We start from the raw sequence: 13,380 nt of genomic DNA on the forward strand, positions 1-13,380 counted from the left end.
CACACCTTGGCCTAACGTGCTTTGCTGCCTCGCGCCGCTGGCCTAGCGTGAGTAACTCGAGATGCGCCTCTCGTTTCACTTTTTCCGGGTCATTGGGGGTCCTATGGATGCGTTAAAAATCGTCGAGGGGGAGGTTCGGGAACTCATCCGCAGACGCGGCCTGGACCCCCTGGAACAAGCCACCGACGTTCGGCGGCTGGTCGAGGCAGCCGTTCACGACTACGACGAACGGGCCCTCATTGGGCCATTGCCGCCATTAGGCCGTCTGGACGAGGCCCGGCGGCACATTTTCGACGCCGTTGCCGGATTTGGCCCGCTTCAGCCACTGTTGGACGATCCGGGGATTGAGGAGGTCTGGATCAACGCGCCCCATGAGGTGTTCGTGGCACGCAATGGTGAGTCGGAACTGACCGCCCTCAGCCTGAGCGAACAGCAAGTACGGGACCTCGTGGAAAGAATGCTCAAAAGTTCAGGCCGGCGGTTGGACCTATCGTCGCCCTTCGTGGACGCCGCCCTCCCTGACGGGTCACGCCTTCATGTGGCGATCCCGGACGTGACTCGTAGGCACTGGGCGGTGAATATCCGTAAGTTCATCGCCCGGGCCAGCCGGCTGGAACACCTCGTGGAACTGGGGAGCCTTACACAGCAATCGGCGCGCTTCCTCGCCGCCGCCGTAGCCAGCGGCCTCAACATCCTTGTCTCGGGGGCAACGCAAGCTGGAAAGACCACCATGTTGAACTGCCTGGCAGCAGGCATAGGTTCGCGCGAGCGGGTAATCACCGTTGAGGAGATCTTCGAACTCCAACTGCCGTTGCGGGACGTCGTCGCACTGCAATGCCGTCAGCCCAACTTGGAAGGCGAGGGCGAAATCCCCCTCCGACGGCTCGTCAAGGAGGCGCTTCGCATGCGCCCGGACCGATTGGTGGTCGGGGAAGTCCGCGAAGCGGAAAGCCTGGACATGTTGATCGCCCTGAACTCCGGACTTCCCGGGATGTGCACAGTGCACGCGAACTCCGCGCACGACGCCGTGACGAAGATCTGCACCCTGCCGTTGCTCGCAGGGTCCAATATCGCCAGCGCTTTTGTGGTTCCCACCGTGGCTTCCTGCATAGACCTGGTGATTCATTGCAGCCGCAATTCAACCGGCCGGAGGCAAGTAACTGAAATTCTGTCCTTGGGACGACGCGTGGAGAACGGAGTGATCGAATCCTCGCCCGTGTTCCAGATGCATGAGGGGCAACTCCAGCCGAAGGGACATGCCTTGCCCGCCGTCGGAAAGTTTGCCAAGGCAGGCTTCGACGTTGCCAGCCTTCTGGAGCTTCGCTGATGGGGCCTTTGCTTGGAGCCCTCTGCGGAACCGGATTCTTCCTGGTCTGGTGGTCAACTTGGGATGAACCGCAGCGGGAGAGGGACAAACAGCGCGGACCCGGGCGATTGGAACTCCTGCTTCTGGCCGCTGGTATAGAAAAAGTCTCGGGATTGGGATTGTTACTTTGCTGCGGCGGTGTGGGGCTCTTCGTCGTACTCGCTTCTTTTGTGGTTACGGGCTCCTTGCCCGTGGCAGGGTGCTTTGGGCTTCTAGCTTCATGGCTGCCCGCAGCAATCGTCCGGCGACGGGCAAAGAAGCGCCGCACCGCGTTGCGATCGGTCTGGCCGGAGGTGGTGGATCATCTCCGCTCGGGCATCCGTGCCGGACTTTCCTTGCCGGACGCACTGATCCAGTTGGGCTACAAGGGCCCAGCGGAGCTGCGGCACGCGTTTCTCGACTTTGCCTCGGACTACAGGTCAGGCGGACGGTTCGACACGGCTTTGACCAACCTTAAAGGCCGACTTGCAGATCCCGTAGCCGACCGGATCATCGAAGCACTTCGCATGACCCGGGAAGTGGGTGGCTCCGACCTTGGCCGGATGCTGGGGACACTCGCCGCCTTCTTGCGCGAGACTTCCCGAACGCGGGGTGAACTTGAAGCAAGACAATCCTGGACCGTCAACGGGGCGCGCTTGGCTGTCGCTGCTCCGTGGATTGTCCTGGCGGTCATGTCCGGAAGGCCTGAGGCCATGATGGCATACAGCTCAGCAACCGGAGCCGCAGTTCTGTTGGGCGGGCTGGGCGTCTCTGGTGCGTGCTACGCAGTCATGCTGCGTATCGGGGCCTTGCCGGAAGACCAACGGGTTCTCAGATGAATGTCACCACGGCTTATGCGCTGCTTTTGGGGCTGCTGTTGGGTTCGGGTGCGTGGTTGGTCGTCGCGAGGTTGCCGTTCATGCGGCCCCTTCGTTTCACGGATCGCGTTGAATCACAGCTGAAATCCCATGATCTTGGGTCCAGGTTGCTCCGGGTGCCCACCCGGAATCTGACGCCGTTCGGGCCGCTGGAGCGGATTCTCCGTCCGGTACTGCGTGACGCACTCAGCCGGCTCAACCGCTTCAGCCCAGCTGGAACCGCCTTGGAAAAGAGGCTCGCGCGGGCTGGGTCCGGGAAGGCGGTACTGGATTTCAGGGCCGAACAGATGATGTGGTCTGCGGTCGCATTCATCCTAGGGCTGGCCGGCGTTGGAGCGATGGCAGCCGCCGGCACGTTCAACGCCGTGTTTTCGCTCGGTGCAGTGTGTGCGAGCACTTTGACGGGCTATCTTCTCCGTGACTTTGTGCTGGCGCAGAGAATCAAGCGCCGTGAATCGGCCATGTTGTCCGAGTTTCCGGGCCTGGCTGAACTGATGGCCCTCGCCGTCGCGGCCGGGGAGAGCGCTTTGGGGGCACTCGACAGGATTTGCCGAACCTCACGAGGGCATCTGGCCGCGGAGTTTGCGATCGTGCTCTCCGATACCCGGTCCGGTAAGCCTCTTGTGGAGGCACTGCAGGCTTTTTCAGGACGTACGGAATTGCCGCCCCTGGTCCGGTTTGTGGACGGACTCGTGGTGGCTGTTGAACGCGGCACCCCGCTGGCGGACGTGCTGCGGGCGCAGGCGGCTGACGCGCGGGACGCAGCGAAGAGGGAGCTGATGGAAGCCGCGGGCCGAAAGGAGATCGGCATGATGGTCCCGCTGGTCTTCGGAGTTCTGCCGCTCACTGTCATCTTTGCGGCCTTTCCCGCCGTTGCAGCCCTCCAAATAGGACTTTGAACGGGTCAGCGCGTCTGCAGCGGATGCGGTGACGACCACTCACACGATGAATCGAGGAAATCATGAAGACGAACATGTTACGCAGCCATTTTCCGGCGGCCACGTCACCAAGCATAGGGGTACGCCTGATGGCTTGGGCTGGAAGGGCCGTCCCGCCTTTTCAGGAGCGCGAACGCGGTGACGTCCCCGGATGGGTGATGATCACACTTATGTCGGCCGTGCTTGTCGCCGGCTTGCTGGCCATTGCGGCCCCGGCACTCTCCGATCTCTTCAACCAAGCCATGGCAAGAGTGAGCAGCCAGCCGTGAGCTGGTTACGAACTTTCCTGCAACGCGTGATCGGCGCACGGGTCGCTTTGCCTCGTGCCTGGGCAGGACGCCGTATTCCGTCGTCCAGGGAGCGGGGGTCTGCTGTGGTTGATTTCGTTCTGGTGGGTGGCCTCCTGACTATCCTCTTCATGTCCGTGATCCAACTGATGCTGGTTCTGCACGTCCGGAACACCCTCATTGATGCTGCCGGGTCGGGCGCACGCTACGGCACCTTGGCCGACCGCTCTGCTGCCGATGCAAAGGACAGGACGGGGGAGCTGATCAGCTCGGCCCTCGGGAGCGACTTCACTACCGAGATCAATATAGAGGAAGCGGATTCCGGAGGGATCCCAACATTGCAGGTTACGGTGATAGCTCCGTTGCCCGTGGTCGGTCTTATCGGACCCGGCAGGGCAATGGAAGTTACCGGGCATGCGCTCCTGCCATGACCCGTACAGCAGGCACTACGCGTGATGCCGATGTTTCCGAGCGGGGCAGCGCCGCGGTGGAGTTCGTTGTCCTAAGCCTGATGCTTTTGCTCCCGCTTGTGTACTTCGTCGTCACCATCGGACAAATCCAAGCGGGGATGTTCGCGGCTGTGGCCGCGGCCGACTATGCCGCGAAGGTGTATGTGGCAGGCCATGATCCCGTCGAAGCCCGGGCAAGGGCAGAACAGTCGGCAGTGCTGGCGCTGAAAGACCATGGCTTCCCGCCGGAGTCGGCTTCCATGGACGTTTCCTGCGACCGCGCAGACTGTTTGTCTGCCGGAGCAACAGTGACCGTGACCGTGCGGCTCACGGTCGGGCTACCCATGGTGCCTTTTGGGGATTCACTCCAACTGGATGCGGCGGTGCTGCATTCCACGTCCTCGCAGAAGGTGGGGCGCTTCCGGTGACTGCATGGCATACGCGTTCCGTAAGTCCGCCGCCACGTATGGGTCCTGCGGACGGGCGGGGTGAGCAAGGCCAGATACTGGTCCTGACTCTCGGGTTCGTTGTTCTCGCCTTGCTCACTGCGACGGTGGTGATGGCCATAACCGGGCTGTATTTGGAGCACAAGAAATTGTTGTCGCTGGCTGATGGCGCGGCGCTCGCAGCGGCCGATACGTACATGGCCGATGACATTGGCGACGGGACGAGGCCTTGGCCGGCGTTGGTCGACGACAGGGTCAAGGGCACTGCGAATGCATTCCTGCAATCTGCCGGTGCTTTCTCTGCCCACGATCGTTTGGCCATCGGCGCGGGCACCGGTAATGCCCCTGGCGGTACGGCTGTTGTGGAGTTGACTGCAGTTGTCCACCCACCGGTGATCAGTTTCCTCCTGCCGGACGGAATCGTGGTGGAAGCCAGGTCCACGGCACGTTCGCGCCTGACGCAATGAGGCGCTCAGACGGGGTAGAGCCGGCGATAGCGTACGCTGGAATGACCATGGCTGAGATTGACTTTCCCGCAGAAATCCGCGAGCTTCGCGCAACTTACAGTTCCATCGAGAATGTCAGCGACATCGATGCCTTGAAGGCTGAGATCGCCGATCTGAGTGAGCAGGCCGGCGCTCCGGATCTTTGGGACGACCCGGCATCGGCCCAGGTGGTCACCTCCAGGCTCTCCCACCGGCAGTCCGAACTGGAACGCCTCAGCAAGTTGGCCGCCCGCATCGACGACCTTGAGGTGCTGGTGGAGTTGGCCCAGGACGAGGGCGACCAGGATTCGCTGGCGGAGGCCGAGAAGGAGCTGTCCTCGATCCGCAAGGCGCTCGCAGACCTCGAAGTCGTAACCCTGTTGTCAGGCGAATATGACGAGCGGGAAGCTGTGGTCACGATCCGTGCAGGAGCCGGTGGCGTCGATGCTGCAGACTTCGCGGAGATGCTGCTGCGCATGTACTTGCGTTGGGCCGAAAGGCACGGCTACCCGACCACTGTCATGGATACGTCCTACGCCGAAGAAGCGGGTTTGAAGTCGGCCACGTTTGAGGTCAAGGCACCCTACGCCTTCGGCACATTGAGCGTCGAGGCCGGGACGCACCGCTTGGTCCGCATCAGCCCGTTCGACAACCAGGGCCGCCGGCAGACATCCTTTGCGGCTGTTGAAGTCATACCCCTGATTGAGCAGACGGACTCCATTGAGATTCCCGACAATGAGATCCGCGTGGACGTGTTCAGGTCTTCCGGTCCCGGCGGACAGTCGGTCAACACCACCGACTCGGCGGTCCGGCTCACCCACATTCCTTCCGGAATCGTGGTCTCCATGCAGAACGAAAAGTCCCAGCTCCAGAACCGTGCCGCAGCCTTGCGGGTTCTGCAGTCACGTCTCCTGCTCCTTAAGAAGGAGCAGGAGGACGCCGAGAAGAAGGCGCTGGCGGGAGACGTCAAGGCCTCCTGGGGCGACCAGATGCGGTCCTATGTACTCAATCCGTACCAGATGGTCAAGGACCTGCGGACCGAACACGAAGTAGGAAACACATCCGCGGTGCTGGACGGTGACATCGATGACTTTATCGACGCCGGTATCCGCTGGCGCACCAGCAACCGCAACGCGGCAGGGTAGCAGCCAAAGCCGGGAGATCCTTTCCCGTCCCCGCAGCGGGAACAGGGCACGCTTTTGGCGACACGCCACGGAAAGCCCAGGGCTAGCCGCGATCCCGTGCGTATAGTCGAGGGGCCGGTGCTCTCACTTCCCCCACCGAAAGCCCGTGCTCCGGCTGTTGGACTGGGCCAATATGTCATGTCCGGCGGGGTTTTAAAGGGCCATGATCAGATTTGAGAATGTCACCAAGGTCTATGAGCAGAATGCCCGACCGGCGCTCGACGCTGTGAGCCTTGAGATCAACCGCGGCGAGTTCACCTTCCTCGTTGGAGCTTCAGGCTCGGGTAAGTCGACCTTCCTGCGGCTGATCCTGAAAGAAGACAAGGCCTCTTCCGGGTCCGTGTACGTAGCCGGCCAGAACGTGGCCAATATTTCGAGCTGGCGCGTGCCCAAGCTGCGCCGCGGTATCGGAGTGGTATTCCAGGACTTCCGCCTGCTGCCCCAGAAAAATGTGTTTGCCAACGTGGCGTTTGCCATGCAGGTGATCGGTAAGAGCCGCTCCATTATCCGTGAGACTGTGCCCGAGGTACTCAAGACGGTGGGCCTGGAAGGCAAGGAACGCCGCATGCCCCACGAGCTTTCGGGCGGTGAGCAGCAGCGTGTGGCGATTGCCCGTGCCGTCGTCAACCGTCCCGGGATCCTCCTTGCGGACGAGCCCACCGGAAACCTGGATCCCATCACATCCATGGGAATCATGGGGGTCTTGGACAAGATCAACCAGAACGGAACCACTGTTGTCATGGCGACGCACGACGACGACATCGTGAACGAGATGCGCCGCCGGGTGGTGGAACTCCAGAACGGCAAGGTCATCCGCGACGAAGCGAAAGCCCTGTACACCTCCATGATTCCGGTTGTTGGCGAGTCACGCCGGTTGCGGGATGCGAGCGACGAAGAAATCACCCGCGCGCAGGGGGCACAGCTGTGAGGTTCCTTTTCATTCTTGGGGAAATCGGGAGCGGCTTGCGCCGGAACCTGTCAATGGTGATTTCCGTGGTGCTCGTGACGTTCGTTTCGCTCACCTTCGTGGGGGCCGCCGGCATGCTGCAGATGCAGATCAACCAGATGAAGGGCTACTGGTACGACAAAGTCCAGGTGGCAGTGTTCCTGTGCAACGACGGATCGACAACCGTCGGCTGCGCGTCGGGGCCTGCGACCAAGGAACAGCAAGCCAACATCCAGGCCATGCTTGAGTCGCCGTCGGTCAAGCAGTACATCAACGATTTCCAGTTCGAATCGCAGGCAGAGGCCTATAAGCATTTCAAGGAGCAGTTCTCCAACTCTCCAATCGTCGACTCGGTGTCCGAAGACCAGTTGCCGGCGTCTTTCCGGATCAACATGAAGAATCCGGAGAAGTACCAGATCATCAGCGAGACGTTTTCCTCCCAGCCGGGGGTTGAAACGGTCAGCGACCAGAGGCAGGTCCTGGAACGGATTTTCTCCTGGATGAATGGCGCTTCCGTCGTTGCCGTCGGCGTCGCAGCGGTGATGATCTTTTGCGCGGTGCTCCTCATCACCACCACGATCCGCCTTTCGGCGTACAGCCGACGGCGTGAAACAGGAATCATGCGGCTGGTGGGGGCATCCAAGGCCGTCATTCAGTTGCCCTTCATCCTGGAAGGCGTGATTGCCGCCGTCGTGGGTGCGTTGCTGGCTTCCCTGACGCTCTGGCTGATGGCGCATTTCTGGCTGAACGGGGATCTGTCACGGCAGTTCCTGAACACTCCCTTTATATCTTCAACCCAGGTACTGGTCCTGGCCCCGGTGCTTATTGCACTCGGCGGTGGCCTGGCCGGGATATCCTCGTTGTTGACCCTCCGCCGGTACTTGAAGGTTTAGCGATGAGCAGGCGGACACCAAGCAGCAGGCGGGCAACCGAAAAGGACTCACGATGAGCACGTTGGACCGGAACACCCTTCGGCGGCGCCTGGCGTCCGGCCAGGCCAGGATTCTCGGTGCCGTCCTTGCCGTGGGCCTGGCTGCCGGCATCCTCACCGGCGCCCCTGCCGCCCAGGCCGACAACCTCGATGACCAGCAGGCCGCCCTTGAAGCCGAGTCTGCGCGGGTGCAGGCCTCGCTGGAGTTCGTGGACGCCAAAATCGCCAAGGCCGCCGGGGACTTGGTGATCTACCAGGGCCGGCTTCCCGGAGCGCAGCAAGCCCTCCTCGAAGCGCAAGGACGGGTAGCCAGCGCTGTGAAGGAAGTGGAGGCTTTGGCTGCCAGGGTGGAGTTGGCCCAACAGAACAAAGCCAAAATTACTGAGCAGTTGGAAAGCGACAAGCAGAAGATCACCGATACCAAGAAGCTCATCGGCCAGATCGCGTCCCAGGCGTACAAGTCCGGCGGCGTGCCTACGAACATCGCTCTCCTGTTCGGCTCCGACGAGTCGGGAAACCTCACGGAGTCCATGGACCTTGCCGACCAGGCAATGCGCAGCCAGAACGCGGCCATGACCAAGCTGACCCAGCAGAACGCCACCAACGTCAACTCCCAGGCGCGGCTTGCTGCCGTCGAGGCAGAGATCCAGGACCTGAAGTCCAAAGCGGATGCTGCGCTGGAGAAGGAAAAGGCTGCGCGCGATGATGCGGCGAACAAGAAAGCCGAAGTCGACAAGCTGATTGAAGACACCACCCGGCTGAACGGGCAGTTGCAGGCAGCCAAGCCGGGCATCGAAGCCGACCTTGCACGCGTCAAGTCGGAGCAGGACTCGGTCGCCAACGAGATAGCCGAGCGTGACCGCAAGTTGCGCGAGGCTTGGGAAGCCGAGCAACGTCGGCTCGCGGCCGAAGCAGCCGCTGCTGCCGCGGCTGCTGCCGCTGCCCAGAATAAACCGGCCCCGCCGGCGGCGCCGTATGTGCCACCGGTAGGATCGCCGTCGGCTTTTGGACTGCGGCATCCCTTCGCCAGCTACGTGCCCATCACCTCCGGTTTTGGTTGGCGCGCTACGCCACCGGGAACCATCGATTTCTACGGTACCGGCGGTTACATGCACACCGGCATCGACTTCGGTGCCCCATGCGGAACGCCCGTTTATGCAGCTGCCGCAGGTACCGTCTTCAATTCCGGCTGGAACTCGGCCGACGGCGGCGGCTGGCGGGTCAAGTTGTCCCATGGCGTGGTGCAGGGCAACTCCCTGACGACCATCTATTACCACAACAGCAGCATCGTGGTGGCAAACGGACAGCAAGTCTCCCAAGGCCAACTCATTGCGTACTCGGGAAGCACCGGTAACTCCACAGGATGCCACGCGCACTTCGAGACGTGGCTCAATGGGGTAGCCGTGGACCCGATGACCTTGCTCTAGCCGTTATCCCCTCAGCGAACCCGCCGTGAGGTGGTGCGCTGGCAGCAATGCCACTGGCGTACACTGATTGGCATCCGCAACCGACCAAGCAACCAGGAGTTCTACCGTGCCTAAGGAAAGTGGCCGAAAGGTAGTGGCCACCAATCGGAAGGCCCGGCATGACTACCATGTCCTCGACACCTATGAAGCCGGAATCGCGCTCATGGGTACCGAGGTGAAGTCCCTCCGGGAAGGCCACGCCTCCATGGTTGATGGCTTTTGCACCTTCTACAACGATGAGCTGTGGATGGAGGGCATACATATCCCCGAGTACAACCAGGGGAGTTGGACCAACCATGCCGCGCGACGTCGTCGGAAGCTCTTGTTGCACCGCGAGGAACTGGACAAGATCTCGCACAAGATCCGCGAATCGGGTTTCACCGTTGTACCGCTGCAGTTGTATTTCCTGGATGGGCGCGCGAAAGTCGAAATCGCGATCGCGCGGGGCAAGAAGGACTACGACAAGCGCCAGACACTGCGTGAGCAGCAGGACAAGCGTGAGTCGCTCCGCGAGCTTAGGGAACGCAACAGGCGCTAGGCGTGTCCCGGAATAGTCCGGGTAGAAGATGCGTTATGATTGATAGTCCGGTGGAGCTACCAAATGTCCGCTGGTTTGGTAACAAAATACGGGGATGATCGGTTTCGACGATGTTAGTCGCGACAGGTGAAGCGGGCCGAGGATGCAGAATTATCTCGTAAACGCTGTCTGCAAACCAATAAGTGCCGAATCTAAGCGCACTGACTTCGCTCTCGCTGCCTAAGCAGTAAGACAGTCCGTCAGCCCGGGGTTGCTATCGCCCCGGTTCCTGGCGTCATTTAGATAGCCACTGCTGTTTGCCTTCGTCATTGAGGTAAACGGGACTTTTAGATGACTGGGCCCGGATCAGCCACCTGTTCGCAGGATGGCTGGGGCCGAGAAAATCCGACGCGAACTGCGCCCGGAGAAGCCCTGACAACACGACATCGGACGGGGGTTCAATTCCCCCCATCTCCACCCCTTGAAAGCCCTCGGACTCAGTCCGGGGGCTTTCTTTGTTAATGCCCGCGTTCGGTGCCCTGGGCGTTCACCGTCGGCGTAGGAAAAGCCGGACTACGCGACCCGCTGCCGCGGTTGTAGTGGATATCACTTAACCGACAGACACAGAACACGTGGATGGCACAGTGGCAGCAGGAGGCATGAAATGAGCATCGGGCCGGAGCCGGCATTCCCCGATGAAGGAATGCAACAGGACGATGAGGAAGTCCTGGACACCTATTCCCAAACGGTGATCCGCGTGGCGGACTCCGTGACACAGCATGTTGCTGCGATCGAGATGACGAGCACAGGCCGCAACGGTCGACTCAGGGTAGGCAGCGGGTCGGCGGTGGTGTTCACTGCCGACGGCTACATGCTGACGAACGCGCATGTTGTGGCCGGCATTCAGTCCGGAAGGGCTGTTTTCGCCAACGGCAAGCACAGCGACGTGGAGTTGGTGGGAGCAGACCCGCTGTCCGACCTTGCGGTGGTTCGAGGACTTGGAAGCACGCCTGCACCAGCCACCCTGGGGAATGCGGACTCACTGCGGGTGGGCCAGTTGGTGATCGCCGTCGGCAATCCCTTGGGCCTGGCGGGGTCGGTGACCGCCGGTGTGGTGAGCGGCCTCGGCCGTTCCATACCCGTGAGGGCGGGGGAGCACCGCCGGGTGATCGAGGACGTCATCCAGACAGACGCTGCCTTGAACCCGGGGAACTCGGGTGGTGCGTTGGCGGATACCCGGGGCCGTATCGTCGGAATCAACACCGCGGTGGCGGGCCTTGGCCTTGGCCTGGCTGTCCCTATCAACAGGACGACTCAGCGCATCATCGCATCGCTTTTGCGGGACGGTCGCGTACGCAGGGCGTACCTCGGCCTGGTGAGCACCCCGATTCCCTTGGACGCCAGCGCCGTGGTGCGGACTGGCCAGAAGGAAGGGTTGCGGGTGGTGGAAGTCATCGCAGGTTCCCCGGCAGAATCGAGCGGCCTTCAGCCTGGCGACCTTGTGCTACGGGCCCAAGGGAGGGCCGTTTCAAGCGCCGAGAGCCTGCAGAAACTCCTGTTCGCGGAGGCGATCGGCGTGCCGTTCCCGTTGACGGTCTTGAGGGAGGGCAGGACACTGCAGCTAACCGCGGTCCCGGAGGAAATGGGCTAGCCTGCCTGACCGGGCACGTCGACGACGCCGACAAACCGGCTGCCGATGCCCTCATATTCGGTCCGGACCTCGCCGAGGAAAAGTTCAGGCAGTTCGCGTGTCCGGTGATGTCCGCAGTAAACGAAGGAGAATTCCGGCCACCACTTCTTGGGCCGGACAGCCTCCGAGTAGCCACAAACCGCACATTCCAGATGGACCCAGACGGGTCGCTTCCCGGTTCGGTTGGCGCGTGACTGCACCAGCCAAGGTGGCGGGTTGTCCTGGAGTTCGCGCAACTCCGCCTCCGGAAGCCGTGACGGGATGCCGTGACGCTGGGCCATTTCCATGGAGATATCAAGGGCCAAGGCGGCGTCACGTCTGCTAATCACCACTCAACGATACGGCAAGCGTAGGCTGTGCACATGACGGACCAAGCATCGCTGGCGCCCAGCACCCCATTGCAGCGCCGCGTCCTTGTTGTCGCCATTGTGGCTTCCTTCATCGCCATTCTTGACGGCTTTGTGGTGAACCTTGCGCTTCCTGCGATCGGCCGGGAGCTCGGTGGCGGCCTGGTAATCCAGCAATGGGTGTTCGACGCCTATTTGCTGACACTCGGCGCCCTGATCCTGGTGGCAGGCTCCCTTTCGGACCACTTCGGCAGGGCGAGGATCCTTGAGTGGGGACTGGCTGGATTCGCCTTGACGTCGGTCATGTGTGGACTGGCCTGGAACGGTGAAGTCCTGGTGGTCTCACGGGCACTGCAGGGAATAGCCGGCGCGCTGCTGGTGCCCAGTTCCCTGGCCATGATCGTGACGTCGTTCTCGGGGCCTGCGCAGTCCAAAGCCATCGGTCAGTGGTCCGGGTGGACGAGTGCCGCGGCAATTGTTGCGCCGCTGATCGGGGGAGTGTCCGTGGACCTGTTGTCGTGGCGGGTCATTTTCTTCATCAATGTCATACCCGCGGCCGCCATCTGGCCGATGCTTGCGAAGCTGCGCTCATCCGACGCTGCGAGGGACAAGAGCAAACGAATCGACTATGCCGGCGCTGTCCTTGCCATGATCGGGCTGGGTGGGCCCGTCTTCGCGTTCATCGAACAGGGGCGGGTTGGTTGGGGCAGCCCGCAGGTTTGGTTCCCTCTGGTCGCCGGTGCCGTAGCGCTGGCATTCTTCCTCGTTCACGAAAACAGGACGCCGGAACCCATGCTGCCGCTGCGGCTCTTCGCCATCCGGAACTTCGGGTGGGGCAACCTCTCCACGCTCGCCATCTACGGGGCGATTTCCCTGGGCTTCTTCGCCCTCGGCATCTACCTTCAGCAAGTGGGCGGCTTGGGGGCCACGGTGGCCGGGATCGCCCTCCTGCCGGGCACCGTGATCCTGATGCTCTGTGCATCCTATTTCGGTGGCCTGGCCGGAAAGTATGGTCCCCGGTGGTTCATGACCGCAGGTCCGCTGCTGTGTGCCATCGGTTTCCTGATGTCTTTGTCCATCCAGGAACCCCTCAACTACTGGACCCAGGTTCTTCCCGGCCAAGTGGTCTTCGGCGTTGGCCTGGCCACTTTGGTGGCACCCCTGACCGCGGCCATCCTGGGTGCCGTCCCTCCGGATGAGGCTGGTATCGGCTCCGCGGTCAACAACGCAGTGGCGCGGATTGCGGGCTTGATCTGCATAGCCTTTGCGGGTTTGATCGTTGGTCCGGTCTTCACGAGGGAAGGGCTGTACAACGCACTGCTGGTCACGGCGGCCCTGTTCGCGCTGGGAGCGGTGACTTCCGCCGTCGGGATCCGCAACCAGGTTGGGGAAGCAGCAGGCACCGCGGGTGAACGGGGCGGACTGCACGACGACGGCGGCCCGGCCGGGCAGCACGCCTGACGGCGCGCGC

At 62.0% G+C, this 13,380-nt stretch carries 15 protein-coding genes and 1 other RNA gene; 15 read left to right on the forward strand and 1 reads right to left on the reverse strand.

Annotated elements, in window-relative coordinates:
• The first annotated feature begins 103 nt into the window (after positions 1-103).
• The 14 genes from ACIPY2_RS01855 (at position 104) to ACIPY2_RS01920 (ending at position 11,523) form a co-directional block, all read left to right on the forward strand.
• Positions 104-1,327, forward strand: coding sequence for a CpaF family protein (locus ACIPY2_RS01855; protein ID WP_400264691.1), 1,224 nt, complete (start codon positions 104-106; stop codon positions 1,325-1,327).
• Complete coding sequence (locus tag ACIPY2_RS01860) at positions 1,327-2,184, forward strand: type II secretion system F family protein (protein ID WP_400264692.1); 858 nt, start codon at positions 1,327-1,329, stop codon at positions 2,182-2,184. Before ACIPY2_RS01855 ends, ACIPY2_RS01860 begins: the two co-directional genes overlap by 1 nt.
• On the forward strand, positions 2,181-3,122 hold the full coding sequence (locus ACIPY2_RS01865) for a type II secretion system F family protein (protein ID WP_400264693.1): 942 nt from the start codon (positions 2,181-2,183) through the stop codon (positions 3,120-3,122). The genes ACIPY2_RS01860 and ACIPY2_RS01865 overlap by 4 nt, the downstream gene beginning before the upstream one ends.
• A 128-nt stretch (positions 3,123-3,250) precedes the next feature.
• Positions 3,251-3,430: a hypothetical protein gene (locus tag ACIPY2_RS01870; RefSeq protein WP_400265092.1), complete on the forward strand. Its 180-nt coding sequence runs from the start codon at positions 3,251-3,253 to the stop codon at positions 3,428-3,430.
• A gap of 104 nt (positions 3,431-3,534) precedes the next feature.
• A complete protein-coding gene (locus tag ACIPY2_RS01875; RefSeq protein ID WP_400264694.1) occupies positions 3,535-3,879 on the forward strand; it encodes a TadE family protein in 345 nt (114 codons plus the stop codon).
• The gene (locus tag ACIPY2_RS01880; protein WP_400264695.1) at positions 3,876-4,325 is read left to right on the forward strand and encodes a hypothetical protein; all 450 of its coding nucleotides are present in this window, start codon (positions 3,876-3,878) and stop codon (positions 4,323-4,325) included. Before ACIPY2_RS01875 ends, ACIPY2_RS01880 begins: the two co-directional genes overlap by 4 nt.
• A complete protein-coding gene (locus ACIPY2_RS01885; protein ID WP_400264696.1) occupies positions 4,322-4,810 on the forward strand; it encodes a pilus assembly protein TadG-related protein in 489 nt (162 codons plus the stop codon). The genes ACIPY2_RS01880 and ACIPY2_RS01885 overlap by 4 nt, the downstream gene beginning before the upstream one ends.
• 47 nt (positions 4,811-4,857) lie before the next feature.
• On the forward strand, positions 4,858-5,973 hold the full coding sequence (gene prfB, locus ACIPY2_RS01890) for a peptide chain release factor 2 (protein ID WP_400264697.1): 1,116 nt from the start codon (positions 4,858-4,860) through the stop codon (positions 5,971-5,973).
• Between the two features lie 202 nt (positions 5,974-6,175).
• A complete protein-coding gene (gene ftsE / locus ACIPY2_RS01895; protein WP_400264698.1) occupies positions 6,176-6,940 on the forward strand; it encodes a cell division ATP-binding protein FtsE in 765 nt (254 codons plus the stop codon).
• Positions 6,937-7,851 (forward strand): permease-like cell division protein FtsX, encoded by a 915-nt coding sequence (gene ftsX, locus ACIPY2_RS01900; RefSeq protein WP_400264699.1) that lies wholly within the window; start codon positions 6,937-6,939, stop codon positions 7,849-7,851. Before ftsE ends, ftsX begins: the two co-directional genes overlap by 4 nt.
• Positions 7,852-7,903: 52 nt before the next feature.
• Entirely contained in the window at positions 7,904-9,316 is a 1,413-nt protein-coding gene (locus ACIPY2_RS01905; RefSeq protein ID WP_400264700.1) for a peptidoglycan DD-metalloendopeptidase family protein, read from the forward strand.
• A gap of 106 nt (positions 9,317-9,422) precedes the next feature.
• Entirely contained in the window at positions 9,423-9,893 is a 471-nt protein-coding gene (gene smpB, locus ACIPY2_RS01910) for an SsrA-binding protein SmpB (protein WP_347107851.1), read from the forward strand.
• A 90-nt stretch (positions 9,894-9,983) separates the two neighbouring features.
• Positions 9,984-10,352, forward strand: a transfer-messenger RNA (tmRNA) gene (gene ssrA, locus ACIPY2_RS01915).
• A 184-nt stretch (positions 10,353-10,536) separates the two neighbouring features.
• Positions 10,537-11,523, forward strand: a complete 987-nt coding sequence (locus tag ACIPY2_RS01920; RefSeq protein WP_400264701.1) for a S1C family serine protease — start codon at positions 10,537-10,539, stop codon at positions 11,521-11,523.
• Here the strand turns inward: ACIPY2_RS01920 and ACIPY2_RS01925 are convergent.
• Complete coding sequence (locus tag ACIPY2_RS01925) at positions 11,520-11,849, reverse strand: hypothetical protein (RefSeq protein WP_400265093.1); 330 nt, start codon at positions 11,847-11,849, stop codon at positions 11,520-11,522. The genes ACIPY2_RS01920 and ACIPY2_RS01925 overlap by 4 nt on opposite strands.
• 69 nt (positions 11,850-11,918) lie before the next feature.
• Here ACIPY2_RS01925 and ACIPY2_RS01930 point away from each other — a divergent pair, with 69 nt between their 5' ends.
• Positions 11,919-13,370 carry an MFS transporter gene (locus ACIPY2_RS01930; RefSeq protein WP_400264702.1) on the forward strand — a complete coding sequence of 484 codons (1,452 nt, stop codon included), beginning with the start codon at positions 11,919-11,921 and terminating at the stop codon, positions 13,368-13,370.
• The last annotated feature ends 10 nt before the right edge of the window (positions 13,371-13,380 follow it).

The organism is Paenarthrobacter sp. NPDC089675, from assembly GCF_044749185.1.
In the GTDB taxonomy this organism is placed as follows: domain Bacteria; phylum Actinomycetota; class Actinomycetes; order Actinomycetales; family Micrococcaceae; genus Arthrobacter.

Excerpts from the sequence above, each read along its gene's own strand:
- ACIPY2_RS01880 (WP_400264695.1), top strand. The coding sequence starts at position 3,876 with ATGACCCGTACAGCAGGCACTACGCGTGATGCCGATGTTTCCGAGCGG.
- ACIPY2_RS01905 (WP_400264700.1), top strand. The coding sequence starts at position 7,904 with ATGAGCACGTTGGACCGGAACACCCTTCGGCGGCGCCTGGCGTCCGGC.
- ACIPY2_RS01920 (WP_400264701.1), top strand. The coding sequence starts at position 10,537 with ATGAGCATCGGGCCGGAGCCGGCATTCCCCGATGAAGGAATGCAACAG.
- ACIPY2_RS01870 (WP_400265092.1), top strand. The coding sequence starts at position 3,251 with ATGGCTTGGGCTGGAAGGGCCGTCCCGCCTTTTCAGGAGCGCGAACGC.
- prfB (WP_400264697.1), top strand. The coding sequence starts at position 4,858 with ATGGCTGAGATTGACTTTCCCGCAGAAATCCGCGAGCTTCGCGCAACT.
- ACIPY2_RS01860 (WP_400264692.1), top strand. The coding sequence starts at position 1,327 with ATGGGGCCTTTGCTTGGAGCCCTCTGCGGAACCGGATTCTTCCTGGTC.
- ACIPY2_RS01925 (WP_400265093.1), bottom strand. The coding sequence starts at position 11,849 with ATGGAAATGGCCCAGCGTCACGGCATCCCGTCACGGCTTCCGGAGGCG.
- ACIPY2_RS01865 (WP_400264693.1), top strand. The coding sequence starts at position 2,181 with ATGAATGTCACCACGGCTTATGCGCTGCTTTTGGGGCTGCTGTTGGGT.
- ftsE (WP_400264698.1), top strand. The coding sequence starts at position 6,176 with ATGATCAGATTTGAGAATGTCACCAAGGTCTATGAGCAGAATGCCCGA.
- ACIPY2_RS01855 (WP_400264691.1), top strand. The coding sequence starts at position 104 with ATGGATGCGTTAAAAATCGTCGAGGGGGAGGTTCGGGAACTCATCCGC.